This is a genomic window from Clostridium muellerianum (genome assembly GCF_012926525.1).
GTDB classification, from domain to species: Bacteria; Bacillota; Clostridia; order Clostridiales; family Clostridiaceae; genus Clostridium_AM; species Clostridium_AM muellerianum.
Window position 1 is genome coordinate 277,740 of the sequence record NZ_JABBNI010000047.1, and the last position, 25,764, is coordinate 303,503.

The window sequence follows — 25,764 nt, forward strand, 5'->3', positions numbered from 1 at the left end:
ACAAGGAAACAGGTTCCTTTGATAGTTGTTCTATCAAAGGGTTATGTTGGCGCAGTATTACACAAAATATACTAATATACTGACTTGTTATTTTTTTGAATATGCCTTATCATAGTATTTTAAAGAATAGTTATGAAGTTAAAATACTATTTATAGATCTTTATTAATGTAGAATTTTATTGAGAGAAGTAGGGAAATAAGAAATAGTATAGCTACAATTACAGCAATGAAGGTAGCTATTAACCAATCAGGTTGGCTATTTAAAGAAGATATAAGATTTTTAGGAACTTTTATTACATTATTAGCTAAAAAAATTCCACCACTAAAAAACAAACAAAACATACCAATGAGAAAATATCTTGATTTTTGATAGCCAAATTTAAAATAGAATGGGAAATATACACAGCAAATAATTAAGACCCCAACGGTAATACTCAAAATATCCTCTAAATTCATTAGTCTATTCATGTGGATAAAGCCTAAGAAATTTAATAAAGTTGTAAAAACAAATGTCAAAAGTATTCCCATAAATATAAAAAACAGTGAAGATAGATATTTTGCTATAACTAAGGTAGTTCTATCTATAGGCAAGCTATTAAGCATTATTTCAGATTTATTTTTATCATCAAAACCACAGGCTCCTAATATAAGTAGATATGGGATCATGGTTGGAATCATGACAAACATCATAGAAGCATTGGATTGAAAGCAAAATGCAAAGAATAAAGCATATAAAACAGAAATCAGTAAATATTTTTTTTGAATAAGAACATCTTTTAAAATTAGATTTAACATTTTTAGCCCCCCTTTACTGTATAAATCATAATATCTTCTAAAGTAGCTTTTTCAATTAAAAAATTATTTTTAAACAGTTTTTTAATTTTTTCAGTATCATTTGTTAAAGATTCAAAGCCAAAGAAATTTAAAAAGCTATTTATAAATCTTTATTAATGTAAAATTTTATTGAAAGAAGTATGGAAATAAGAAATAGTATAGCTGCAATTATAGCAATGAAGGTAGCTATTAGCCAATCGGGTTGATTATTTAAATAAGCCATAAAACTTATAGGAGCTTTGGCGATTTTATTAGTTAAGAAAATTGAAATAGCAAAAATAAACATGAAAATACCTGCAAGAACGTATCTTGCTTTTTGATTACCAAATTTGAAATAAAGAGGAAAATATAAACAACTCATAATTAAGGTACCAATAGTTGCTCCAAAAACATCCTCTAAATTCATTAGCCTATCCATATGAATAAAACCAGAGAAGTTTAATATAGTTGAAAAAGTAAATGCCAAAGCTATTCCAATAAATATAAAAAGTATTGTAGATAGATATTTTGATATAACTAAGTTAGTTCTATCTATAGGTAGGCTATTAAGCATTATTTCACATTTATTTTTATCATCAAAACCACAAGCTCCAGCTATAAGTATATATGCAATCATCATTGGAATCATGCCGAATGCCATAGAAGGATTAGATTTAAAACAAAGAGTAAAAAACAAAGCATATAAAACAGAAACAAGTAAATATTTTTTTTGAATAAGAACATCTTTTAAAATTAGATTTAACATTTTTAGACCCCCTTTACTGTATAAACCATAATATCTTCTAAAGTAGCTTTTTCAATCAAAGAATTATTTTTAAACAGTCTTTTAATTTTTTCAGTATTATTTGTTAAAGCTTCAAAGCCAAAGGAATTTTCTCTTATGCCAATAAATTCTTTTTTTGTATCACTGTCTAAAAGAGATTTATCGCCTTTTACAATACTGTAGTTTTCAAGAATATCATCCTTTGTATTAGAAAATATTATTTTTCCTTTATTTAAAAAGGTTATATAATCTGCAACTTTTTCTAGGTCTGTAGTAATATGAGTTGAAAAAAGTATTCCCTTATTTTCATCCTGCATTATTGAATAGAGAATGTCCAGTATTTCACTTCTAAAAACAGGATCAAGACCAGAAGTAGGTTCATCCATAATAATAAGTTCTGCTTTATGAGAAAGTGCAATAGCAAGAGAAAACTTCATCTTCATTCCCTTTGATAATTCTTTGATTTTTTTCTTTATTGGTAAATCGAAATCTGATATATATTTATTGAAAGTTTTATTATCCCAACTTTTATAAAAAGTAGCTATTATATTTTTCATTTCTATTAAATTTAATTCTTCATAAAAATAATTTTCATCATAAACGAAACCTATCTTTTGTTTTACTTCTTTTTCATTTTTAATATTATCAAGTCCAAAAACTTTTATTTCACCAGAATTTTTTTTAACAAGATTCATTATAAGTTTTATAGTAGTACTTTTTCCAGCTCCATTTGGGCCTATAAATCCCATAATAAAGCCTTTTGGTAGATTAAAGCCTATGTTGTCTAATGTAAAACCTTTATATTCTTTTCTTAAATTTTTAATTTCTAAAATATTACTCATAGTAATCCTCCATAATCATTATTACTGCAATATATTTAACCTCGAGAACTGTCAAACAATATGTCTAACATTTCTTTTAAGTCATTTAATGACAAACCTACAAGTTTACTTTCTTCAACAGCTTCTAAAAGTTTATCTTCAATAATTTTTAATCTTTTTTCTTTTAAGAGTTCTTTATTCTGACTGGCAACATATGAGCCCTTTCCTGGAATAGTTTCAATAAAGCCATCATGTTCTAGTTCTTCATAGGCTCGCTTTGTGGTAATAACACTTATTTTTAATTCTTGAGCTAAGTTTCTTATAGATGGTAAAGACTCACCTTCACAAAGACTTCCATTAAAAATAAGATTTTTTATTTGTTTTGTAATTTGTTCATATATTGGTTCACCAACTGAGTTTGAAATAATTATGTTCATAGTAAGATTCTCCTTGCAAAAGAGTGTGTATATTTATTATACTGTATATAAACAGTATATACAGATATAACAGTTATGTCAACACACTTATAAAAATAATTTGATAAATTTCACAAAAAAATAGAACGAAACCACTATTTAGTAGTTTCGTTCTGTACTTATGTGAAAGTAAAAATATCAATTACTTTGCAAGTTCATAAATTGCATGACCATAAATTTTAGCATTAAGTATTAAATCATCTATTTCAATATACTCATTTGCTTGATGGTCAAGATCAGGTTTTCCAGGGAATATTGGTCCGAATCCAACTATATTAGGAAGTTCCTTAGCATAAGTTCCTCCACCTATTGCAAGAAGTTTTGCTTCTTGACCAGTTTGCTCTGTATATACTTTTTGTAATGATTTTATAAGTGGATGATCAGCTGGGAAGAATAAAGGTGCTTGATGATCCATGTTTTCAACCCTTATGCCAGTGCCTTCAAGTCTTTTATTAAATGGAGTTATCATATCTTCGTATTTAAATGTTACAGGATATCTTAAATTAAGTTCCATGGAAGCCTTGTCCTCATTTGTAGATATTGTTCCTACAGTAAAGGAAAGCTTACCAGATTCCTTATCTTCAAGGCCAACTCCGAAGGATTTTCCATAGACTTCAAGACCAACATATTTGTTAAAGAAGTTTATATAATCAACTACGTCACATTTATCTATTGGTAGTTCTCCAAGGAATTTAAATAATTGCATTATAGCATTTTTACCTTGTTGAGGTACACTTCCGTGTACACAAAGACCAACAGATTTTATAACAACCATGTTATCTTTAACTTCAGCTTTTATATCATAACCATTCTTATTTTTGAATTCTTCAGCAGCTTTAACAACAGCGTCAGGATTTTTAGCTGAAACTACAGCTTCACAGTAATCAGGAACCATATTAGCTCTTTGACCACCCTTTATAGATTTGATAATAATATCTCCAGTACCTTTTACATTTAAATCCTTAACTACATTAAATTGAGTATAACCTTTTTCACCATATATTATTGGATATTCTGCATCTGGTGTAAATCCAGAAATAGGTGGCTTTTCTTTTTCTAAATAATGAGGCATTTCTAAACTACCGGTTTCTTCATTTGTACCAAATATAATTCTAACTCTTTTTGATAATGGAAGGTTTAAGTCTTTTATGGCCTTAAGTCCATAAAGTGCAGCAACGATAGGTCCTTTATCGTCAAGAGTTCCTCTTCCAAACATTTTACCATCATGAATTTCTGCACTATAAGGTGGATACATCCAGCCTTCTCCCTCTGGAACTACATCTAAATGACCTAGTACTGCAACATAATCATCACCTTGTCCATATTCAGCATATCCAATATATCCATCCAGGTTTTTTGTTTTGAAACCAAGATTTTCACAGATTTCTAAAGCTCTATTTAAGGTCATAGCCACGCCTTCACCATAAGGCATACCTTCTTTTGCTTCTTCTTCAACACTTTTCATTTTTACAAGTTCTTGTGTAGAACTTATTAGATTTTCTTTAAGTTGATCGATTTTTTCATTGATGTTCATAATTTCATCCTCCTACTTATTTAAGTTTTACATTTAGTAATATTGGAATTGTAGATTAATTAATATATTTTTATTTTATTATAAACATAAATTTTAAATTTAAGTGACCTAATTTTACAGAATAAGAATGCACTATTTTTAATAAAAATATAATCAATTTTTAAATTATTCTGTAATGTATATGTTATCATAACCGTAGTTAGTTATTAAGTACCATTTTAAGTTGTAAATTGCTGTTTTGGAAGTTTAATTAGAATATATTCATAATTTTTAGCGTTTAATTTAATTTAATCTAATTTGCTAAAAAAGTTAATATTTATAAATAAAATATTTAAAATCAATAAATAAACTAACGCATTATTACATTTATTTTAAATAATTCAACAATATAATGTAATATTTAAAATAAGTAAAAAATAATTTGGTATAAGTATGAATTTTTTATTTTAAAAAGAAGTGTTTATAGATTCATAAATAGAGTAAAATAAGATTATATAGTATAATATTAACATGAAAAAATAAGCATGCAATTTGTTACATAAGGAGAATAGAAAATGTCAGATAAAAATATTGAAATGATGAAAAAAATAATTGAAGCTAAAAAGAAAAAAAGTGCTCAGCAAGGATCACATTTAAGGGCAGACAAAAACATAGGTGGAACTAGAAAAGCCATCATAAACAAAAAAACAGGTGGATTATTTGATAAGTAGAGGAGAATTTAAAATGAAAATGGAAAAAACACTGTACCCTGTAAAATTGAATGGTAAATATGGGTATATAGATAATATGGGGGAAATTTGTATAGAACCTAACTTTGATTATGTTGAAGAATTCAATGAAGGATTAGCTATGGTAAGTATAGGAGAAAATTTTGGCTTTATAAATAAGGCAGGAGACATAGCAGTTAAAGTAGAATATAATGATGCTTATGACTTTAGAGAAGGATTAGCAGTTGTTGAGATAAACGGAAAATATGGATGTGTAGATAACAAAGGAAATTTAGTTATAAAAGCTGAATTTGATGAAATTAGCGATTTTAGAGAAGGTTTAGCAGCAGTAAAATTAAATTACAAGTGGGGATACATAGATAAACAGGGAAAAATAGTTATACAGCCTGAGTATTTATATGCAGATGATTTTAGAGAAGGTTTAGCGTTAGTTCAATCTGGAGGCAAGTTAGGGTATATAGATAAGCTTGGTAAGGAAGTAATAGAAGCAAAATATGATTATGCTTATGGATTTTCGGAAGGTTTAGCAGTAGTTCAAATAAATAATAAATATGGATATATTAATAAATCCGGTGATACAGTAATTGAGCCTAAGTACAGGGAAGCCAGCAGTTTTTATGAAGGATTATCATTGGTAGAGAGTAATGGCAAATGTGGATTTATAGATACAAAAGGAGAAATGATAATTTCACCTAAATATGATTGGGCAGATAACTTTTATAATGGATTTGCAGCAGTTGCTATTAAAGACAAGTATGGATTTATAGATAGAACTGGAGCAGAAATAATCCCTGTAAAATTTGATAATGTAGATACCATTAGTGAAGATTTAATATCTGTAGAGGCAAATGGCAAATGGGGATACATAGATAAATTAGGAAAGTTTATTATAGAGCCAATTTTTGATGAAGTATCAAGATTTATAGATGGTGCTGCGAAAGTAATTTTTCAAAATAAAACTAGATATATAAACAAAAATGGTGATTACATCTGGAAAATTTAAGGGTATACATAAGTTTTATAAATGTAAAGTGAAATTGCTTTATTAGGTGATTCAGATGGAGTTTTCTTATAAAAATGACTTCACCTAGAGCAAAACTCGTAAAGTGTCATTTAGAAAAAACTTTAGATTAAAAGCAGAAAGCTATGAAATATGAGGCTAATACCTTAATTTCATGGCTTTTATTTTAGTAAGTGCTTTTATATGTCTGATGGATTTAAAGTTATAGATCAATATCATAATTAAATCTTATATTGCTTCTATGAGTACTAAAATTTAATTTTGGTTTTATAGCAAAATTAAGATTTTCAAGTTGAATATGTATAATTGAAATCAAATTTTACTTGATTCTATAATAATTAAAAAAACATTTATTGAAGTTATTTTTTTGAAGATGCATTAAGAGAATATTTTATTTATAGCAAAGAATTTTGTTAAGAAATTTGTAAGAAGTTTGATAAGTTATTTGTAAAAAACCTCCTGTATAATTAAGCTGTAGCTCAGGCAAAGGAGGAATTAAAAATGATATAATTTATGAGGAAGGGTGGAAGATAATATGAATAAATATAATGTTTTAGTAGTAGATGATGAAGAAGAAATAACTGAAGCAATAGAAATCTATTTGAAAAATGAAAATATAAAAGTATTTAAAGCCAAAGATGGTATTGATGCTTTAATGGTTTTAGAGGAGGAAGAAATACATCTTATCATAATGGATATTATGATGCCAAGAATGGATGGAATTAAGGCTACGTTTAAAATAAGAGAGAGTAAAAATATTCCTATAATAATGCTTTCAGCAAAATCTGAGGATATGGACAAGATACTTGGGCTTAATATAGGAGCAGATGATTATATGACAAAACCTTTCAATGCTTTAGAGTTAGTGGCAAGGGTTAAGTCTCAACTTAGAAGATATATAAATTTAGGGAATTATAAAGAGAACAATGACAAAATTACTATCAAAGGTTTAGTTTTAGATAAAAAGACAAAGATGGTAACTGTAGATGAGGAAGAAATAAGGCTCACAGCTATTGAATATAGGATATTAGAGCTGTTAATGGAGAATAAGGGAAGAGTATTTTCTATTGAAGAAATATATGAAAAAGCCTGGAAACAACCTTATTACAACGGAGAAAATACTGTAGCAGTACATATAAGAAGAATAAGGGAAAAAATAGAGATTAATCCGAGAGAACCTAGATATTTGAAGGTGGTGTGGGGAATTGGGTATAAAATTGAAAAATAAGTTTATATATATTTGTTTGTGCGTTTTGAGTATATTTGCAGCTACATTTTTTGTGTTATCTGCCTGTGATATTGTAAAAAATTACAGCTATATTGAACATAAAACTTACTTTAACAGTTATGAGTTTGGACAAGAAATATATAGCTATAGCGAAAATTTAAGTAATTTCTATGTATATTATAAAGATTATAATGATAAATTTGGAGAAAATAAAGCTAGCAAAGAAGATATAAATGGATTAAAGCTGTTTTATGAAGATAAGCTAAAAAATGCACAAGCTGAAATTGAAAATAAGTATAATAATGATATACAAGAAGCACAAAGAATTTCAGATAAAGATAAAGTTAATAAATTAATGGATGAAAAAAATAAAAGGCTTGAAGAAGTAAAAAAAGAAAACACTAAAACCGATGAAGAACTTAAGAAGGAAGTTGCATCAAGGTATGATAAGGATTATGAAGGCATTAAGAAAAGTTTACAAAATAGAAATGATATAAAATATTATATTAAAAATACAAAAACAAATGAAATATATCATAACTTATCAGGTAAAAGTACAGTTCAAGAATATATAAAAAAAGAGTCGTTTTTTACTGTTGAGTTTCCATTAAAACACATTGAAGATAAACAATTTCAAAGTACTAATTCTATGTTTAAAAACTTCTCATGGGAAGGTTATATTATAATTCCTAAACAATCAGCTTCTAATAATTATATAATAGAAAATTATAATTACTACAATTCAGTTAGAAGTAGACTTATTAAGGAGATGCTAATAGGATTTTCCTCATTAATCATAGCACTTTTAATATTAGTAGGAATTAAAAAAGATGAAAGCTTGAAAATAACTTTTTCAGAAAAAATAAAAGATTTATATAAAAAGCTGCCTATGGATGTAAATATACTTATATTTTGCATTTATACAGTTATAATGCTTGGATATATGTTAAAACTTAGTTTCTTCTATAAACCACTAGGAATTAAGCATTTTATTAAGCTTACAATTGTAAGTATATATGTTGGTTATGTTGTATTATATATTAAAACCAATGTAAGATTGATAAAAAGTAAAAAGGAATTTTTAAATAAGTGGAATGAAAGCTTAAGTGCTAGTTTGATCATTGCAGCTAAAAGAAGTTTTATAGCAAGAAATTTGAAGATTCAAATCTTAGTTATTGTAGATATTACAGCTATACTTGCTGCATTTACATTTGTATTAGTAATACAATCACACAATATAATATTAGGTCTTATAATAGGCATAGTATATATAACTTTAATTTTACGTGTTATGTTTAAAAAAGTAGATTATTTAAATGAAATATTAAAAGGAACTGAAGAAATAGCTTCTGGGAATTTAAATTATGTTATAAAAGAAAAAGGGGAAAGTCACCTATCCAAAATAGCTCATAATATTAATAATATAAAATCTGGATATAAAAAATCGCTACAAAGCCAAGTGAAAAGTGAGAGACTTAAATCAGAGCTTATAACAAATGTATCTCACGATTTAAAAACACCACTTACATCTATAATAAATTATGTAAATTTATTAAAAAAAGAGGGCTTATCAGAAGATGAAATTAAAGGATATATAGGGGTTTTAGATAGAAAAGCTGAGAGACTTAAGGTACTTATAGAAGATTTGTTTGAAGCAGCAAAAGTGTCCAGCGGATCAGTAGAGTTAAATATAGAAAAAGTTGATGTAGCAGCTCTATTAGAGCAGTCCATAGCAGAATTAGATGAGAAAATTAAAAAGGCTTCATTAACTCTTAGAGTTAAGTATTCAAATAAGCATATTTATGCTAACTTAGATGGTAAAAAAACCTGGAGAGTATTTGAAAACTTAATAAATAATATTATAAAATATTCAGCGCCTAATACTAGAGTATATATTGATTTAATAGAAGAAGATAATAAAATTTTAATTGTCATGAAAAATATATCTTCTTATGAAATGGATTTTGATGCAGAAGAAATCTTCGAAAGATTTAAAAGAGGGGATAAGTCAAGAAATACAGAAGGATCAGGTTTAGGACTTGCTATTGCCAAAAGTATTGTGGAGCTTCAAGGTGGCAAACTTAATATAGAAATTGATGGAGATCTTTTTAAGGCCATAGTTCAATTTGATCAAGCGAAACTTTAACTTAATCCTTAGTTAAACTTAATATATAATAACTCAACTGTGAGTAACCGAAGCAACTTTTAACTGTATTCCGGCTGATATATGTTGTGCAAGAACACTCGCTTCATTTAAGAAGTTCTAATGCCTGAGATATTGAAAAAGACCTACCTCCTCAAATGTGACCTCCTGTCACTTTCGGAGCTTTTGCCGTCCTGGCAAAAATTACGGTCTTTTTCAATATCTCAAGCATATAACTTCTAAAATTTGCTCGAATGTTCTTGCACAACATATATCAGTCTTCATACAGTTGAAAGTTGCTTCTTAGCGCATTGAGTATATATACTGTTATTTCAAAAGGATTGTAATACACATATTATTTTCATGTAAAAAACAAAATTTTCGGTAAATTAATGTTTAGGGAAATTAATCCATTAAAAAGTGTAGCTTGCATAATAGTTTATTGCTAATGTATTTTCATTTAAATTACTTTTAATAACCAACCATAGCACAGCCTATAAAAAAGTGATAAATTTATTGGTTACTATTTAGATTTTTTAAGTGTTATAACTTATAATGAAATACAATTTTGATTTACTAAAATTGTATATAACAATGCAACTAAATTTGTATAACTGAAGTTACTATTTTAAATTTTGACTTTTACGTAGGGATATACAATAAGTGGTTAATCACTGTTAAATGTTTCTAATTAGTCTAAAGCTCAAAGGCTTTCATAAACATCTCCCTAAGACTAATAGAAAAACAATTTAGCTAATGTGATTAACCACTTATTATATATCCTGTAGTAAAAGTTAAAATTCAAACTTCTACTGCACATTATTTGGTTTGAATTTTTTTATATCTTCTAATCCCTGATAAATTTCTTCTTTTGAAAAGTTATTTTTAAGTAATTCTTCATCACTTTTCTTTAGTAATAGATTATAGAAATCACAGGAGGCTTCGTATATTTCTGGTGAATTATTTTTTTCTAATTCATTAAAAATTAAGTTTTCGGCTTCATTATAATTTCCTTTATTATATAAGCTTTTTAACACTATTTTAAATATGTCAATGAAACCCATTTGATTAATGTTAATTGTTTCGCTACTTTTTTCTTCCTTACCAAGCAAAACTTTTGCACCTATCTTTCCAAGACCTTTTATAAGTCCTTCAAAATAATCCATAACTTTAACTCCTCTTTGTTTTAATAAGTTTGTATTAACTTTTACAGTGAATTAGAACATATGTGAAAATATGATTAAGAACTAACAAAAGTTTATTTTACCTTATTTCCAGTATATTTAGCGCCTAATTGGTATAAATCAATACTAGTAACCTGTCCTTTTTCATTGGTATTAACAGTTAAAGTACCATCAAAGATTCTGAAATAAAATTTGTTTTTAGATTCAGGAAACATTTCATATTTTGGTAGATCTCCAAATTTAACATAAAGATGTCTATCTTCATTTGTTATAGAAGCATTTCCAAGAGTTTCAAAAGAATATTCTCCAACATAGCTATTTAATAAAGTATCATCAAGTTGTATTACTTCTTTTGTTTTTGGCATTTCATATTTATATCCAAAACATATATTAGTTAATGCATTGTTTATTGAATTTACATGATAATATCCTATATTGCTTAGTATAATTACGGTTAAATCTTTATCTGGGAATCTTTCTATATTGCTTGTGAATCCTAGTACATTACCGCCGTGGAAAATGTCATGTCCATCAGGTGAATCATATATCATCCAGCCATAACCATAATATACTGAGTCATCACCCTCAGATATTGCTACATGTTTGGAAAACATTTTATCTAAGGTTTTTTCGGTTAATAATTTATGTTCCTTTAAGGATCTATCCCACTTATATAAGTCTTCTGTACAGGAATACAATGCACCTGCACCATAAAGAGCATTAAGTGATGACTTATCACTAATAGGGGAGACATCAAGGTATCCTGTATATCCAATAGAATTATAATTCTTTATTGTACCATTATAACCCATACCTGTATGGCTCATATTAAGAGGCTTAAAAATATTATTTTGAAGGTAATCAGCATAGCTCATTCCACTAACCTTTTCTACTATATATCCTAGTAAAATGTAACCTGAATTAGAATATTTAAATTTAGTTCCAGGTTTAAAATAAAGTGGTTTGTTCTTAAATAAGTTAACTATATTTTCAACTTTTTTAGAATCCTCAAGTTTCATATTTAAAAGTGTAGGAGTAACATCTGCTAGACCAGATGTATGAGTAAGTAGATTGTCTATGGTTATTTTATCTCCATTTGGAAAATCAGGAATATACTTAGAAACTTTATCCTGCTCATTTATCAATCCTTTTTCAACTAACTGCATTATAGCTGTTGCTGTAAATTGTTTTGTCATTGAACCTATACCAAATGTTGTATAAGGTGTATTTTTAATGTTTTGATCAAAATTTGACATATTATATCCTTTGTCAAGAAGTATATTACCTCCTTTAGCTACAAGAACACTTCCAGAGAAATTATAAAGCTTTTGCTCAGCAGTTAAATAATCATCTAGTTTTTTAGAAATATCTTTGTCACTTGAAAGACTTGAAGTATTATTAAAATAGGTTTCAGTATTTTTTTGAATATCAGATATATTTACTGTATTGCTGTCACTATCGAAGTCCACTACTTTATTAAGCACTTCACTAAAAAATTGTAAAGGTACAAATACTTCTACATTGTTAACAAAAGATTTTGTGGATAAATCAATGGAAGTACCATTTAAGGTTATATTTTTATCACCACTTTGAACTTTTATTGTATTTTTATTGCTTGTTATTGTAGCATATCCAGCTCCTATTTGAATATTTGAAGTAGAATCCATTGCTTTTATTATAGGAGTAAGTGGAAGCATAACCTTTGAGTTTGAATCAAAATAAGTATCATAACGGTTAACTGAAATAGATTTTCCATTAAGATTAACTTTAATGGAATCTGATTGATCTGCAGCAGCAGCCACAGTTGATTTTGTGCTGGAAGAAGTAGCTTGTGCAGCACTTACAAAAGTTACATTAGAGCATGTAATAAAAATTGATACTAATAAATAGGAAAAAGTCTTTTTAAACATCATTTATCATCCTTTCTTATGTCTACGATTATGTGTTTTTAATATTTAAGTCTATTTATCCAATCTTACTTTTTTATAAACAAAAACAAGTAAGAATAAAGAAACAATAAGCCATACAAAAATGTTTAGTAAATTGTATTTTAAATCTAAGAAACCTTTGCCTTCAGATATTTTATAAATTGCAGCTAAAGCGTGATAAGTAAAGCAAAAATTCGCAATACTTTTAAGCACTGAGTTAATTCCACAAAACATAGGAACTAACATTAATATCATAATAATTGGGGTAGAGGCAATTCCTGTTTCCAATTGACTCTTGCAAAGAAGTCCAATTAGTAATCCTAAGATTATTATAGTAATAGATGAAATTAAGGATATTATTATATATAAAAATAAGTTAACATTAGGTGGATTTACTATAAAAAATACAATCAAGCTTGAAACCATGCATGAAAGTAAGGATATTAAAGATTTTCCGGTTAAAAATTCAATTGGAGAAAGAGGAGAAAGCATAAGTGTCCTTAAAGTATTTTTTTCCTTTTCTTCTGCAATTAAGCAGGCTGCAGATGAACATCCTACCGTTGTCAAACTAAGAAGTAAGCATACTTCTAAGGAATAGACTTTAGGAATCCTAGTTCCCATCATCTTACCATACAATACAGCAAACATAATTGGTAGCATGTACATAACTAAAACATTTGGATTTTGAAAAAAATCTTTTAATTCTTTAATAAATAAGGCGTTAACCCTTCTAAGTGAAAAATCCATCTATAACTCCCTCCCGGTTAATTTCAAAAATATTTCTTCTAAATTTGGCTCTTTTGAATGAATGGATAATAATTGTCCACTTTTCATCCAGCTATTTATTTTTTCTCCGCCAATTTCATCATTTTTTATAGTTATTAAATCATCAATTCCTTTTAATCTAACTTCTATACAATCTTCGGCATACTTTTGCTTTAGATTGAGAGGGGTATTCATTTCAATTATGGTACCTTCGTTTAAAAAAGCTAACCTATGACAAAGCTTATCTGCTTCCTCCATGTTGTGAGTGGTTAAGAATATAGTAGTACCACTTTTGTTAAGTTCTTTAAGAAGTTTATGAATTTCATTAGAAGTACCAGGGTCTAATGATGAAGTAGGCTCGTCTAAAAATAAAAGTGAAGGCCTGTTAAGTACAGCTCTAGCTAGTAAAAGCCTTTGCTTCATTCCTTTAGACAATTTTTTAGCCTTAGTTTTTTTATCCTTTAATAGAGAAACTTTTTCTAAGACTTCATCTATACATTTTTCATCTATATCATATATTTTAGCAAATAATTGTAAGTTTTCATACACAGAAAGTCTTTCATATATTCCACTAGTATCAGTGAGAATTCCTATGTGTTTGAAAATGTTTCTATTTAAAGAATAAATATCTTGGTTAAGAACTTTTCCTTCACCAGAAGAAGGTAAAAGCTGGGAAGTTAACATTTTAATTGTTGTAGTTTTGCCAGCACCACTAGGACCTAAAAAACCAAATATTTCTCCTGGTTTTATTTCAAAACTTAATCCGCGTAATGCTTTTTTTTCTTTGAAATTTTTTGTGATATTTTTCATTACAATTACATTGTCCATACAAAAGCTCCTTTCAAATATTAAACATGACTACATGTTTTGTTTACATTAACGATTATATGATATTTATAAGCATTGTTATATAAACTTTCCATGAAAGGAGCAAATAAGCTGCTAAAGTATACATATTTCAGTATGAAGACAGCTTTCAAAATGGTGAATATAACGTTAAAAAGGTGTAACAGGAGAAATATAATGGTTATTTAGATAAGCATTTTAAATGCATATCTAAAATTTTAAAATATCTTTTAGTTCGTTCATTCTTCCTTTAGATAGAGGAATAGAAGTTTTGTTTTTATCATCTAATATAAGACTAAAGCTATTTCTTGTCCACGTAACTACTTCTCTAACTCTCTGAAGGTTAACTAAGTAAGAACGGTGACATCTAAAGAAACCAAAATATTTTAATCTGTTTTCAAGTTCATTAAGTGTTAAGGTACAAGGAAACTTTTCTTCACCAACATTTAAATAGCTTGTACCGTTTAAACTTTCTATAGATATAATTTCTGTAGGGTTAAGTAAAATAATTTTTTCATCTATTTTTGCAGGAATTTTATCTACTTTAAAATATGGGAAATCTAAATCTGCTTCATTACTGGATTTTTCATCAGTTTCATCAGTAGATATATCTGTTTCAATAGTATTAAGTCCTTTTTCATCTAAAATATAAGTTTCACCACCTAATAAAATGATATCCTCTAATGATACAGAAGTAGCAAGAACGGAAATTCCTAAACTGCAAATGTAAGGTATGAATTCTCTTATTATTAAGGCACTTTCCCTATCAACATTTAATGTAGGTTCTTGTATTAAAATAAGTTTACTATTACTAAGTAAAGCACGTGCCATGCTTAGCCTTTTCTTTTGAGAATAAGTTAAAGACTTTATTTTTTTATTTGATATGTCAAACAAGCCTAACTTAATTAATATTTCTTTTATAGAACTTTTAGAGTTGTAAATTTTTTCAAAGAATTTCATGTAATCATAAATTTTTAACCTTTCATACATGCCTTCATTGCTAAATACAACAGCAATAATATTTTTTATATTAGTGCATTTACTAATTGAAGTGTTTTCTATATAAATGTTTCCTTTAGAATAATTAGTTTTTCCTAAAATCAAGTTAAATAAAAGATTTGAAGTATCAGTAGAACACTTTATACCTATACATTGTCCCTGATTTAAGGTAAAATTTAAATCATTTAATAATCTTAAATTTCCACATTCTTTTGATAAGTTTTCTATATTTAAAAGAGTCATTAATACACCACCTAAGATAAAGTATATTTAGATTATACTATGAATTGGGAAAAAATTATATTGCTAACGTATACAATGATAAAGTTATATTATAGGGTGCAAAGTAAATTCTTAACTTATACTACGAGAATTATTGATAATGTTTGAAACATATTTTTAATTGTCAACTAAGAGATGTTTAACTTATGTTAACTATTATCAATAAATGTTTTTTATAAGTTAATTTTCGGTATTCTATCCATATAATAAAAAGGTATCTTAATAAAAAGTTTACAATTTTAATAAGGTTTTTTTAAGAAAATTTTAGTAGAATATGGTTTGAAGATTAATGCGGAGAGGTAAGTTACATATGATAAAAAAATACTTGCAAAGTGAAAACTACTATAAGATTACAATAATTTTAGGAATATTCTTATCTATACTTTGGATAGCTCTGGTAAATACAAAACTAGAATCTGATTTTAAATATTATTATGAGATAGCAACAGATATCGCTAATGGTCTTACCTGGGGAGATACTTATACATCAATAGGGTATTCAATTGTTTTGGGAGGTATATTCAAGTTATTTGGAGCTAGTTTATTAAAAGCTAAAATGTTTAATATTATTCTTACTTTTATATGTTATGTATGTTTCCTGAAGATATTAAAAAAGTTAGATATAAATGAAAAAGACAGAAGAATTATATTTGCATTATTTGTGTTTTTTCCAAATAACATATTTTATAACAGTATTCTTGCTACAGAAATATTATTTACTGCAATCCTACTAGCTACAACACTTATTTATTTTAGTAAATGGAAATATAAATATGTGCTCATAGGTATTCTATGTGGTTTAAATACAATGATAAAACCATTTTTTTTAGTATTTTTCTTTGCTATATTTTTAATTGAATTTATTATGAATAAAAAGTTTTTTAAGGCACTCGTAAATTCTTTAATTGTACTTATTATAGCATCATTAGTAATATCACCATGGATTTATAGAAACACTAAAATGATGGGACAACGTACCTTTGTATCTAATAATGGAGGAATAGTTTTATATATAAATAATAATTCAGAAAATAAGTTTGGTAGATGGATGCCAGTAGAAAATGTTAAAAATTCTATTGTAAAAACAAAAGAATATAAAGAAGCTAATGCTACAGAAAAAAATAAAATGTTAACTAAGGCAGCGAAGAATTGGATAAAAACTCATCCAATACGTTTTGTAGAATTAGGATTTGAAAGGTTACTTAATAATTATTGTTTAGGCGATGACATTTTATATGTTGCATATGGAACTGGAATGAAAACTTATGTTATTGTTATTTTATTTATATTAGCAAATGTTATAAGAAACATTATATTTATTCCTGCTATTATATACATTTTAAAAAAAGGTTTTTCTATTTTAAAGCATATTGTTAAAAGAAAAAATTATGAATTAGATAAATTTGAATTGTATAATGTAGTTTTATTTTTTATGTTTAGTTCTATATATTTTTTGACAGAAGGACAGGGAAGATATGCTTTTCCAGAAATTTTTATAATGGTATATTATTTTTACTATTTTATGAAGGAACGTAAAATGTTGCAGAAAACAAAATAGCTGTGCATATGGTGAGAGTATTCATAATATGCCATTTAAAGCTACTTCAGAGAACAAAGGACAGAGGACAAAGGACAGAGAAGGAGGATTTTTCTCCGCTGTGCTCCGGAAAAATCTTTAATTAAATTTTGATGGCTCGTTTTGCTAAAGCAAAACATTGCTGATTTATATAAATTTAAAGCTTCTTTTGTGTTAGCAAAATAAGGTTTTAAATAAATTAGTTTTCCGACGAAAGGAGGAAAACTTACCTTCATTGTCCTCTGTCAATTTTCCTCTAAAAAGAAGGTTGCTTCGCATTATTTTTATATTAAATTAAAAACATATGTGCAAAAGTTCAGTTTTTAACTAGAAGATTTTATTTTAACATTAAAATCTTTATTGCCAGTGGAGGTTTTTGCGGTTACTTTTATTGTGTTACCTGCGCCTATAGTATATACAGTTTCCCTTAGATCGTTCATGCTTTTTAGTTCTTTACCATTTATAGAAAGAATAATGTCACCTTTTTTTAGGCCTGCTTCATAAGAACCACTTCCGGCAGCTATGTCATAAATATAAATACCTTTTTCAAAATTTATATTTAAGTATCCAGCCATAGATTTGTCAAATCCAACAATTCCAATAACAGGAGTATCAAATTTCCCAGTTTCTTTCAAACTTTTTAGCACTGGTTTAACTATATTAATTGGTACAGCAAAGCCTATACCTTCAGCACTGGTAATTTTTGCAGAATTTATAGCAATGACTTCTCCATTTATATTTGAAAGAGGTCCGCCGCTGTTTCCAGGATTAATAGAAGCATCTGTTTGAATTAAATCTTCCATAAAGGTACCTTCACTAGCTTCAATAGTTCTATTTATGGCACTTATAATTCCTGAAGTAACAGTTCTTTGAAACTTTAATCCTAATGGATTTCCTATGGCAATAGCAGATTCACCTATTCTAACCTTAGAAGAATCTCCTAATTGCACAGGAACAAGATTTTTTTCATTTACTTTAAGTATAGAAAGGTCTAAGCTTTCATTTGACCAAATAGAATTTGCGGAAACATCTCTTCCGTCATAAAGAGAAACTTTTATACTTTTAGTATTAGTACCAGCTACATGATTGTTAGTAAGTATGTATCCATTACTATCAAGTATCATTCCAGAACCTACACCTTGAACATCTTTATTTCTAGCACCTGCAAAAGTAGAAGTAATACCTACTACAGAAGGTATTATCTTTTCAGCTGCAGTTGTTACAGGAGAAGTATTTGCAGAGGCATTAGGGTTTGCTGGAGTATTTTGCTGGGCACTTGACTTATTTTGGGAAAACATACATCCGGTAAAACTAGAACTAACAATAAAGCTTATTAAAATTGTAGATAGCACTTTGAATTTTTTCAAGGTAAATCGCCACCCTTAATATTTTATAATGAGGAAACTTATCATTGTTATTTTCTATGAAGTTTGAATAATACTATATATTTGGATGAACGTCTTCTAATCTATTTGGCAAATCTAAATTAGGATCATTTAAATCTCCACCAATACTTTTTATAATATCTTTTGCTTTGCCAGCATCTTTTTCATCCAGGTTTACAATTACTTTGTAATTAACGTCTGTAATTTCCTCAAAACCACCCATGCCACTTACCATAGGACTTGCTGCAGCTAATGGCCCTTTTGAAACATCATCAGAAAGTCCTCCAGAATTAATTACAAGAGAGGATAAAGTTTCAGCCTCATTAATTGCCTTTGGTGGATTATTTCTATCATTGTATTCTACATAATGGTCATTTAAATCTACTACTGATTTGTTAAAACCTTCTGCTTTTAATTTTTCAACAGCAGTATTAGCGTTTTTTATACCACTAAAAAAAGCTTCGATTTTCATTATAATCAACCCCTTTAATTTTATATAGTGCAATAAGTATTTTTTCACTATAAGGTAAATATTATTCTAAATTATATAATTCAACTTTCGCACATACAAAATTGTTACTTAATGTAAAAGTAATACGATACAAGTAACCAAAGAAACGTTAAGCTGTATTCCGGCTGATATATGTTGTTCAGGAACACTCACTTCATTAATAAGTTCTAATTGCTTGAGATATTGAAAAATACCTACCTCTTCAAATGCGACGTCCTGTCGCTTTCAGAGCTTTTGCCGTCCTGGCAAAAATTACGGTATTTTTCAATATCTCAAGCAAAGAACTTCTAAAATTTGTTCGAATGTTCCTGCACAACATATATCAGTCTTCATATAGCTTAACGTTTCTTCTTACTTCAGTCTACATACTATTATCTTAAAAGCGTAGCTTTCGTAGTAATTATTTTTTAATATTTTTTTGTATTTAAAATGGAATTTTCAAAAGAAGTAGCATATCTCGCTTATAACTATGTCATTGTTCTAGATTTTCTAATATGATATTATATATACAGTGTTACCACAATATAACAAAAATATATCAATAAGGGAGAATTACAATAATGCACAAAAAAATTAAACTTATGATTATAACATTTATATTTTTTATTTTTAATATAACATTGCCGTGTAGTCATGTTAAAGCATCTACAGAATTTGTAACAAGAATAAGTGGTGATAACAGATATGAAACATCTGCTAAAGTTGCTACAACAAATTGGACAACTTCACATAATGTTGTATTAGTATCAAGTGAAGGATATGCAGATGCAGTAAGTGCTTCAGCATTAGCTAAGAAATTAGATGCACCTATACTTTTAACTTCATCAGATATACTTAGTTCAGAAACACAAACTGCACTGGAGACATTGAAACCAAGCAATATATATATTGTTGGTGGGACTTCTTCAATTTCACAGATCATAAGAGATGGTCTTAAAGCTAAATATACTTTAATAGAGTTAAGTGGACTTAATAGATATGAGACGAACCTAGCAGTAGCTAAAGAACTAGTTAAATTAGGAGTTGGTGCTAGTAATGTTATGGTAGTTGGTGGAGAAGGATTTGCTGATGCACTTTCTGTAGCACCAATAGCAGCAGCAAAGGGGCAAATTCTATTACTAGCAAACAATAATCAGAGTTCAATGCAACCAGTAATTAATTTTGTAAAAGATAACAAATCAACTGTTACAATTGTTGGAACTTGCGAGGTTATAAGTGATTCCATAAAGGATGCCTTTGGAACAAATGCTACAAGAGTAAATGGTGGGGCTGATAGATTTGATACTAACTTAAAGGTGTTAATGGCATTTAATAGTGATCTAAAGAATGACAAGTTATACATAGCAAATGCAAGTCCATCCACACCAGATAATATGTATGCAGATGCATTAGCTGCATCTGTTTTGGCAGGAAAGTATACAGCACCAATTATATTAGTTGATAAAGATGGATCAGCGGCAACAACTAATAGTATAAGATGTATTCAGGATATAGCTTCAAAAAATACTTATGTATATATAATCGGAGGAAATGAAGTTGTTACGGATAACATGTTTCATACTATAGAAAATATAATAACCATGATATTTCATGTATATATTCATAAAGAATAATATAAATTTAATCTAACTTATAAATTTTAAATAATTAGCAAAGGAAGTTAAGATTATGTATAAAAACATTATATTTGATTTAGGGAATGTGTTGTTAAATTTTAAACCTAAGGAATATATAAAAACAAAAATTAATGAAGTTAATAAAGCTTCAGAAATATATAAAGAAATATTTCAAAGTGAGCAATGGACAATGCTTGATAGAGGAACTATTACTGAAGAAGAGGCTATAAATATTATAATTAAAAAAAGTATAAAAAATGAAGAATTAATTAAACTTGCTTTTGAAAATTGGTATGAACTTCTTACACCAATTGAGGATTCAATTAAGGTTTTGAGAGAATTAAGAAGCGAAGGATATAAGATTTATTTTTTATCTAATTTTCATTTGCTAGCATTCAAATATGTAACTAATAAATATGATTTTTTTAAACTATTTGGTGGAGGAATTGTTTCATATAAAGAAAAATTATTGAAGCCTGAAGAGAAAATATATAAAAGAATAATAGAGGAATATGACATAGAGCCTAAGAAATCAATTTTTATAGATGATGTAGAAAGTAATGTTGAATATGCAAGAAAACTTAATTTTGGAGCCATACTGTTTAAGAATCCTAAGGATTTAAGGGAAAAACTAAAAAGTTATAATATTTATTTATAATTTTTTAACCTGCTATAGCCTAAGATATGATATATCTAAGGCTGTAGCAGGTTGCAAATATTCAGGTGTTAATGATATATCAAGTGATTCTTAGGCTCAGGTGGAGTTTGCTTATGAGAAATACAATCGTAACCTGAAACTTAGAAGAACTTATCTAGGCGCGTAAAGTAGCTATCCCCCAATTAAGTAGAGAGCCAAAATCTATGATTTTGTGCGAATCACTTACTCCTTCGACAATAGGAGAAGGAGTTTCATACAAAGAAGGCAGGGGGGTAGCAATGGTAGCGATTAGATAAATGTAATATACTATAAATTTAATAACCTTTCTATGTTTCCACCTAGTACTTGTTCAGCAGTTTTTGTATCTGGGCTGTATATCTCAATCATTTTTCTAAATAGTAGAGGATTGCCATAAGGGGCATCTGAACTAAATAATGTACGTTCAGGTAATTCTTTAATTGCCAGGGTAGGGGCTAAAGTTGTATAAGTAGCAGACACATCTAAATAAATATTATGATTTTCTTTAGCAATTTTTATAACATCAAGCCAGTGGGTACCTCCCATATGACCTAATATTAATGGTACTTTTGGGTACTTTTTAGATAAATCAACAAGTCCTTTAATATCCTGAAAATTTAAAGGATAAAAAGTATGAACCCATATGGGCAAGCATCCTAATTCATTGGAAGCTTGAAAGATCACTTCTAAACTGTTTATTTTACCAGACATAGGTGAAAACTCACCTAAACCATAAAAGTTGTTTTTAATTATATTATCGTTTATCCAATCTGCTGTTTCATTATAGGTTAAAGATAGTGGAACAGAACCAAAGCCTATAAATTTTGATGGGTTTTTATCTATTACCTCTTTTAATATTTTTGTAGTACTTTTAATGTTTTTTATTCTTTCACTTAAAGAAGTATTACTTGAGAGTATATTGTTTAATACAGAAAGTTCGCTTTCTAGAGACTTTAAATCATGAGCCCTTTCAGGATGAGGGGTTGTAGAAAACAATATAGTTTTATCTATTTTAGCTTCTTCCATCATTGATATCTGCTTTTCTGTTGGTAACATTACATGAGTGTGGCTGTCAATTATCATTTGAAATTTCCTTCTTTCTTAAATTAATTAAATTTTTATTTAAACAATTAGTATTGTGATATCTTAAGATTATTCAAGCTTGAACATAATCACTGATCAAGTGATTCTTAGACTCAGGTGGAGTTTGCTTATGAGGAATACCTCTTACCGGAGCAAGCTCGTAAAATGTCATTTAGACATTTAACCATCTGAGTCTTAGAAGAACTTATCCAGGCGCGTAGCAGTGCTTATTTCCCACTTGAAGAAAAGCAGATATCCCAAATCTTTGATTTGGTGATAGTCGCTTTCGCTGTGTGCGATGGGGGGGATTAGCAATGGTAGCGATCGGATAAACATAAAAATAAGTTTTTCTATTTAAGAGCATAGCATTAATAGTAATTCATTTAAAGTACGCACAAATTTGAAACGTAATGTAATAAATGATACTATAGGGATACTAGTTGAAATGTATGAAGGAGGATCAGAATGGCAAAATCAAAAGAAATAGCAGCCCAATGTCCTATGGATATAACTATAAATATATTGAGTGGAAAATGGAAAATGTCAATTCTCTGGCATTTAACAAGAGGAGTAATTAGGTTTAATGAGCTGCAAAGATTATTACATAATATTACTCAAAAAACCCTAACTCTTCAATTAAGGGAACTAGAAAAAGATGGTATAATTTATAGAAAAGTTTATGCAGAAGTTCCTCCTAAAGTAGAATATGGACTTACCCACTTAGGTGAAACTATGAAGCCTATTTTAAGTTCAATGTGTGAGTGGGGAAAAAATTATCAAAAAATATATAAAGACATGGATGAAGGTATTATATTAGATACTGAGCAGAATAGAATAGAAATAACAGAATAAAAAGATAGTTACAAATTAACTTTAGATAAAATTAAAAATAGAAATAGAGGTGAATTTTTATGAACTTAATGGTAATATTAAGTACTTTTGTGGATTTTATATTTTTAGCAATAATGATTATTTTCTTTATTGTAAAAAGAAAGTCAGGTAAAAGCTTAGTAAAGATTAAAAATTTTGAGGTTACAATTTTCTATGTAGTAGCTGTACTTTATTTAATTATTCCTTTGTGTATAATGCTTTTTAAGAAAGAGAAACCACTTATTCCTATTATTGTAACAATGATGATTTTAAGTGCTTATTTAATTAGTTGTGCTTTAATTATTAAAAATTCGATATCAGAAAAAGGAATTATTGTTTTAAATGGTTTTCATTTTTTAATTAAGTGGAATGATATAAAGAGATTTGCAGTTAATGGCAAAAAAATATACTTTGAAAAAAACAATGGGTATTTTTCCATAGTTCTTAATAAGAATAATGTTAAAGATGTAGAAAAAATACTTTCTTCAAAGATAAATTGTTATCAAGTTCAATAAATTAGTTCAGAATTACAAATATCTAAATTTAAAATCTTAATTTTAATCTCTGTTAAAATAATATAGGATTTAATTAGGATGTTATCTATCTATAATGCAAAATGAAATTTTATGAATAGATCTTAAGGAGAATTATATTATGAGTATGAAAATGATTCAACATGTCTGTATTCAAACAGAAAAATATGAAGAATCACTTAAATTTTACACTGAAATTTTAGGATTTGAATTGGTTAAAGAAACACCAAATTTTCATAAACGAGATTTTAATACGTGGTTAAAGTTAGGAACATTCATGATTGAGCTTCAAACTGCTAAACAGGGAGATAATTTAAAAAGCTGGAGTTCTTTAAATGAGGGTATAGTACATATGTGTTTTTTAGTTGATAATGTTAAAGAGGAGTTTAATAGAATAAAAAAACTAGGATATACCAATTTTAAAATTAAAAATGGAGAAGAAATTTATAAAGTTGAAGATGGATACTTGTTTAAAATTAAAGCACCTGAAGGTACTGAAATTGAAATAAGAGATGTACTTATATAGGAACTAAGAAAAGTAGTGAAGTTTCACTTTATATTTTTATTAGTTGTTTTTTTAGTGGATAATGATGATAATTCAAAGCTATTTTTGTATGATTAAACAAAAATAGCTTTATTAATTTAATCTTAATTGTTAACATATAGGATGTTATATTTTGTAAATTATGTTATAATAAGTTCTATCCAAAACTTAATCAAATGAACAATAGTAAATGATTGCCAAGCAAGATAGATCTGAGAAATTTATTTTTTAATAAATAGATTATATTTAAGTTATTTAAATTTTAGCAGGAAGTGTTTTAATATGGATAGTTCGGTAAATATTTTAGGGATAGAATTTTCAAGATTAAATCTAAAGGAAACAGTTGGTGTAATTGATAGCAAGGTTTCAAAAAATGAAAATAAGGTATTTCACCTTATTACTGTGAACCCAGAAATTGCAGTACAGATTCAAGAAGACCAAGAATTGAAAAAAATATCACTTGAGGCAGACATGATAACTCCAGATGGAGTTGGAATTGTTTTTGCTTCAAGGTTAAAAGGGAATCCAGTGCAAGAACGTGTTACAGGCTATGATTTGTTTTTAGAGTGTATAAAGGTAGGTAATCAAAAAGGCTGGTCATTTTATTTATTAGGTTCAGATGAAGAGGTAAATAGCAAAGCAGCACAATATATTATAAAAAATTATCCTAATGTCAAAATTGCTGGAAGACACCATGGCTATTTTAAGGAGGAAGACGATAATAAAATTGTTCAAAATATAGTAAAATCAAAACCTGATGTTCTTATAGTTGCATTAGGTTCGCCACTTGCTGATAAGTGGATTTATAGATATAAAAGTGAACTTAATGCAAAAGTTGTTTTTGGTGTGGGAGGAACTCTTGATACAATTACAGGAAAGGTTAAAAGCACTCCAGAAATTTGGAAGAAATTGAATTTAGAATGGCTACATAGAAGAATAACTCAGCCTTCAAGAAAAGAACGCCAAAAAAAGTTAAAGGTTTTTGCATATAGGGTATTTATTGAAGCAATTCGTAAATATAGAACTTAATGGTTTCGCAACTTTCATATATTTAGAATTATGAGTTGATAATTCCAGCTATGATTTTTTAAGGTTATATTTTAACACTATATTAAGACATAACTTAAATAGAAAATAATTCAACTTTCGCACATACAGAATTGTTACTTAATAAAAAATAATGCGAAACAAAGTGCAGTGAAAGTTTTGATTAAAATAAATAACTTAAAATATATAGATAAAAAATAATTGTTATGAAAGTTATGCTTTTAAGATAATAGTATATATGTAAACTGAAGTAAGAAGAAACGTTAAGCTGTATGAAGACTGATATATGTTGTGAAGGAACATTCGAGCAAATTTTAGAAGTTCTTTGCTTGAGATATTGAAAAATACCGTAATTTTTGCCAGGACGGCAA

At 27.8% G+C, this 25,764-nt stretch carries 24 protein-coding genes; 11 read left to right on the top strand and 13 right to left on the bottom strand.

What is annotated here, in order from left to right; genetic code table 11:
• Positions 1 to 150: 150 nt before the first annotated feature.
• The 5 genes from HBE96_RS19345 to pepV form a co-directional block, all read right to left on the bottom strand.
• Positions 151 to 795 carry an ABC-2 transporter permease gene (locus HBE96_RS19345; protein ID WP_169299347.1) on the bottom strand — a complete coding sequence of 215 codons (645 nt, stop codon included), beginning with the start codon at positions 793 to 795 and terminating at the stop codon, positions 151 to 153.
• Between the two features lie 139 nt (positions 796 to 934).
• Positions 935 to 1,579, bottom strand: a complete 645-nt coding sequence (locus HBE96_RS19350; protein WP_169299348.1) for an ABC-2 transporter permease — start codon at positions 1,577 to 1,579, stop codon at positions 935 to 937.
• A gap of 2 nt (positions 1,580 to 1,581) precedes the next feature.
• On the bottom strand, positions 1,582 to 2,439 hold the full coding sequence (locus tag HBE96_RS19355) for an ABC transporter ATP-binding protein (RefSeq protein ID WP_169299349.1): 858 nt from the start codon (positions 2,437 to 2,439) through the stop codon (positions 1,582 to 1,584).
• Between the two features lie 35 nt (positions 2,440 to 2,474).
• Positions 2,475 to 2,855 (bottom strand): GntR family transcriptional regulator, encoded by a 381-nt coding sequence (locus HBE96_RS19360; RefSeq protein ID WP_169299350.1) that lies wholly within the window; start codon positions 2,853 to 2,855, stop codon positions 2,475 to 2,477.
• Between the two features lie 181 nt (positions 2,856 to 3,036).
• A complete protein-coding gene (gene pepV, locus HBE96_RS19365; RefSeq protein WP_169299351.1) occupies positions 3,037 to 4,428 on the bottom strand; it encodes a dipeptidase PepV in 1,392 nt (463 codons plus the stop codon).
• Between the two features lie 554 nt (positions 4,429 to 4,982).
• Between pepV and HBE96_RS19370 the strand changes: the two genes are divergently transcribed.
• The 4 genes from HBE96_RS19370 to HBE96_RS19385 all read left to right on the top strand — a co-directional run bounded on the left by HBE96_RS19370 (position 4,983) and on the right by HBE96_RS19385 (position 9,551).
• Positions 4,983 to 5,138 (top strand): hypothetical protein, encoded by a 156-nt coding sequence (locus HBE96_RS19370; RefSeq protein ID WP_007064043.1) that lies wholly within the window; start codon positions 4,983 to 4,985, stop codon positions 5,136 to 5,138.
• Between the two features lie 13 nt (positions 5,139 to 5,151).
• Positions 5,152 to 6,159 (top strand): WG repeat-containing protein, encoded by a 1,008-nt coding sequence (locus HBE96_RS19375; RefSeq protein ID WP_206155001.1) that lies wholly within the window; start codon positions 5,152 to 5,154, stop codon positions 6,157 to 6,159.
• A gap of 553 nt (positions 6,160 to 6,712) precedes the next feature.
• The gene (locus HBE96_RS19380; protein ID WP_169299352.1) at positions 6,713 to 7,405 is read left to right on the top strand and encodes a response regulator transcription factor; all 693 of its coding nucleotides are present in this window, start codon (positions 6,713 to 6,715) and stop codon (positions 7,403 to 7,405) included.
• Positions 7,383 to 9,551 carry a HAMP domain-containing sensor histidine kinase gene (locus HBE96_RS19385; protein WP_169299353.1) on the top strand — a complete coding sequence of 723 codons (2,169 nt, stop codon included), beginning with the start codon at positions 7,383 to 7,385 and terminating at the stop codon, positions 9,549 to 9,551. The genes HBE96_RS19380 and HBE96_RS19385 overlap by 23 nt, the downstream gene beginning before the upstream one ends.
• A gap of 806 nt (positions 9,552 to 10,357) precedes the next feature.
• Here HBE96_RS19385 and HBE96_RS19390 read toward each other — a convergent pair.
• The 5 genes from HBE96_RS19390 to HBE96_RS19410 form a co-directional block, all read right to left on the bottom strand.
• Complete coding sequence (locus tag HBE96_RS19390) at positions 10,358 to 10,714, bottom strand: DUF6483 family protein (protein ID WP_169299354.1); 357 nt, start codon at positions 10,712 to 10,714, stop codon at positions 10,358 to 10,360.
• 92 nt (positions 10,715 to 10,806) lie between these two features.
• On the bottom strand, positions 10,807 to 12,642 hold the full coding sequence (locus HBE96_RS19395) for a serine hydrolase (protein ID WP_243186997.1): 1,836 nt from the start codon (positions 12,640 to 12,642) through the stop codon (positions 10,807 to 10,809).
• A 51-nt stretch (positions 12,643 to 12,693) separates the two neighbouring features.
• Positions 12,694 to 13,407, bottom strand: coding sequence for an ABC transporter permease (locus HBE96_RS19400; RefSeq protein ID WP_169299356.1), 714 nt, complete (start codon positions 13,405 to 13,407; stop codon positions 12,694 to 12,696).
• Positions 13,408 to 14,253 carry an ABC transporter ATP-binding protein gene (locus HBE96_RS19405; protein WP_169299357.1) on the bottom strand — a complete coding sequence of 282 codons (846 nt, stop codon included), beginning with the start codon at positions 14,251 to 14,253 and terminating at the stop codon, positions 13,408 to 13,410.
• A gap of 228 nt (positions 14,254 to 14,481) precedes the next feature.
• Positions 14,482 to 15,513, bottom strand: a complete 1,032-nt coding sequence (locus HBE96_RS19410; protein WP_169299358.1) for a LytTR family transcriptional regulator DNA-binding domain-containing protein — start codon at positions 15,511 to 15,513, stop codon at positions 14,482 to 14,484.
• A gap of 349 nt (positions 15,514 to 15,862) precedes the next feature.
• On the opposite strand from HBE96_RS19410, the gene HBE96_RS19415 reads away from it, so the two are divergent.
• Positions 15,863 to 17,110, top strand: a complete 1,248-nt coding sequence (locus tag HBE96_RS19415; protein WP_169299359.1) for a glycosyltransferase family 39 protein — start codon at positions 15,863 to 15,865, stop codon at positions 17,108 to 17,110.
• Between the two features lie 341 nt (positions 17,111 to 17,451).
• Here the strand turns inward: HBE96_RS19415 and HBE96_RS19420 are convergent, their stop codons facing one another.
• Entirely contained in the window at positions 17,452 to 18,495 is a 1,044-nt protein-coding gene (locus HBE96_RS19420) for a S1C family serine protease (protein WP_206155002.1), read from the bottom strand.
• Positions 18,496 to 18,568: 73 nt separating this feature from the next.
• The gene (locus HBE96_RS19425) at positions 18,569 to 18,985 is read right to left on the bottom strand and encodes a hypothetical protein (RefSeq protein WP_169299360.1); all 417 of its coding nucleotides are present in this window, start codon (positions 18,983 to 18,985) and stop codon (positions 18,569 to 18,571) included.
• A 599-nt stretch (positions 18,986 to 19,584) separates the two neighbouring features.
• Here HBE96_RS19425 and HBE96_RS19430 point away from each other — a divergent pair.
• Both HBE96_RS19430 and HBE96_RS19435 read left to right on the top strand, forming a co-directional pair.
• On the top strand, positions 19,585 to 20,637 hold the full coding sequence (locus tag HBE96_RS19430; RefSeq protein ID WP_169299361.1) for a cell wall-binding repeat-containing protein: 1,053 nt from the start codon (positions 19,585 to 19,587) through the stop codon (positions 20,635 to 20,637).
• A 55-nt stretch (positions 20,638 to 20,692) separates the two neighbouring features.
• Positions 20,693 to 21,298, top strand: a complete 606-nt coding sequence (locus HBE96_RS19435; RefSeq protein WP_169299362.1) for an HAD family hydrolase — start codon at positions 20,693 to 20,695, stop codon at positions 21,296 to 21,298.
• 306 nt (positions 21,299 to 21,604) lie between these two features.
• Here HBE96_RS19435 and HBE96_RS19440 read toward each other — a convergent pair whose 3' ends face one another.
• On the bottom strand, positions 21,605 to 22,399 hold the full coding sequence (locus HBE96_RS19440) for an amidohydrolase family protein (protein WP_169299363.1): 795 nt from the start codon (positions 22,397 to 22,399) through the stop codon (positions 21,605 to 21,607).
• 465 nt (positions 22,400 to 22,864) lie between these two features.
• On the opposite strand from HBE96_RS19440, the gene HBE96_RS19445 reads away from it, so the two are divergent.
• The 4 genes from HBE96_RS19445 (at position 22,865) to HBE96_RS19460 (ending at position 25,375) form a co-directional block, all read left to right on the top strand.
• Positions 22,865 to 23,251 (top strand): winged helix-turn-helix transcriptional regulator, encoded by a 387-nt coding sequence (locus HBE96_RS19445; protein WP_169299364.1) that lies wholly within the window; start codon positions 22,865 to 22,867, stop codon positions 23,249 to 23,251.
• 59 nt (positions 23,252 to 23,310) lie between these two features.
• Entirely contained in the window at positions 23,311 to 23,784 is a 474-nt protein-coding gene (locus tag HBE96_RS19450; protein WP_169299365.1) for a hypothetical protein, read from the top strand.
• Positions 23,785 to 23,923: 139 nt separating this feature from the next.
• Complete coding sequence (locus HBE96_RS19455) at positions 23,924 to 24,328, top strand: VOC family protein (RefSeq protein ID WP_169299366.1); 405 nt, start codon at positions 23,924 to 23,926, stop codon at positions 24,326 to 24,328.
• A gap of 300 nt (positions 24,329 to 24,628) precedes the next feature.
• Complete coding sequence (locus tag HBE96_RS19460; protein ID WP_169299367.1) at positions 24,629 to 25,375, top strand: WecB/TagA/CpsF family glycosyltransferase; 747 nt, start codon at positions 24,629 to 24,631, stop codon at positions 25,373 to 25,375.
• The last annotated feature ends 389 nt before the right edge of the window (positions 25,376 to 25,764 follow it).

Bases quoted from the DNA above. Each gene is read 5' to 3' on its own strand.
- HBE96_RS19380 (WP_169299352.1), top strand. From the start codon at position 6,713: ATGAATAAATATAATGTTTTAGTAGTAGATGATGAAGAAGAAATAACT.
- HBE96_RS19445 (WP_169299364.1), top strand. From the start codon at position 22,865: ATGGCAAAATCAAAAGAAATAGCAGCCCAATGTCCTATGGATATAACT.
- HBE96_RS19440 (WP_169299363.1), bottom strand. From the start codon at position 22,399: ATGATAATTGACAGCCACACTCATGTAATGTTACCAACAGAAAAGCAG.
- HBE96_RS19355 (WP_169299349.1), bottom strand. From the start codon at position 2,439: ATGAGTAATATTTTAGAAATTAAAAATTTAAGAAAAGAATATAAAGGT.
- pepV (WP_169299351.1), bottom strand. From the start codon at position 4,428: ATGAACATCAATGAAAAAATCGATCAACTTAAAGAAAATCTAATAAGT.
- HBE96_RS19350 (WP_169299348.1), bottom strand. From the start codon at position 1,579: ATGTTAAATCTAATTTTAAAAGATGTTCTTATTCAAAAAAAATATTTA.
- HBE96_RS19430 (WP_169299361.1), top strand. From the start codon at position 19,585: ATGCACAAAAAAATTAAACTTATGATTATAACATTTATATTTTTTATT.
- HBE96_RS19435 (WP_169299362.1), top strand. From the start codon at position 20,693: ATGTATAAAAACATTATATTTGATTTAGGGAATGTGTTGTTAAATTTT.
- HBE96_RS19410 (WP_169299358.1), bottom strand. From the start codon at position 15,513: ATGACTCTTTTAAATATAGAAAACTTATCAAAAGAATGTGGAAATTTA.
- HBE96_RS19450 (WP_169299365.1), top strand. From the start codon at position 23,311: ATGAACTTAATGGTAATATTAAGTACTTTTGTGGATTTTATATTTTTA.
- HBE96_RS19345 (WP_169299347.1), bottom strand. From the start codon at position 795: ATGTTAAATCTAATTTTAAAAGATGTTCTTATTCAAAAAAAATATTTA.
- HBE96_RS19375 (WP_206155001.1), top strand. From the start codon at position 5,152: ATGAAAATGGAAAAAACACTGTACCCTGTAAAATTGAATGGTAAATAT.
- HBE96_RS19455 (WP_169299366.1), top strand. From the start codon at position 23,924: ATGAGTATGAAAATGATTCAACATGTCTGTATTCAAACAGAAAAATAT.
- HBE96_RS19460 (WP_169299367.1), top strand. From the start codon at position 24,629: ATGGATAGTTCGGTAAATATTTTAGGGATAGAATTTTCAAGATTAAAT.
- HBE96_RS19360 (WP_169299350.1), bottom strand. From the start codon at position 2,855: ATGAACATAATTATTTCAAACTCAGTTGGTGAACCAATATATGAACAA.
- HBE96_RS19405 (WP_169299357.1), bottom strand. From the start codon at position 14,253: ATGGACAATGTAATTGTAATGAAAAATATCACAAAAAATTTCAAAGAA.
- HBE96_RS19395 (WP_243186997.1), bottom strand. From the start codon at position 12,642: ATGTTTAAAAAGACTTTTTCCTATTTATTAGTATCAATTTTTATTACA.
- HBE96_RS19425 (WP_169299360.1), bottom strand. From the start codon at position 18,985: ATGAAAATCGAAGCTTTTTTTAGTGGTATAAAAAACGCTAATACTGCT.
- HBE96_RS19390 (WP_169299354.1), bottom strand. From the start codon at position 10,714: ATGGATTATTTTGAAGGACTTATAAAAGGTCTTGGAAAGATAGGTGCA.
- HBE96_RS19415 (WP_169299359.1), top strand. From the start codon at position 15,863: ATGATAAAAAAATACTTGCAAAGTGAAAACTACTATAAGATTACAATA.
- HBE96_RS19370 (WP_007064043.1), top strand. From the start codon at position 4,983: ATGTCAGATAAAAATATTGAAATGATGAAAAAAATAATTGAAGCTAAA.
- HBE96_RS19400 (WP_169299356.1), bottom strand. From the start codon at position 13,407: ATGGATTTTTCACTTAGAAGGGTTAACGCCTTATTTATTAAAGAATTA.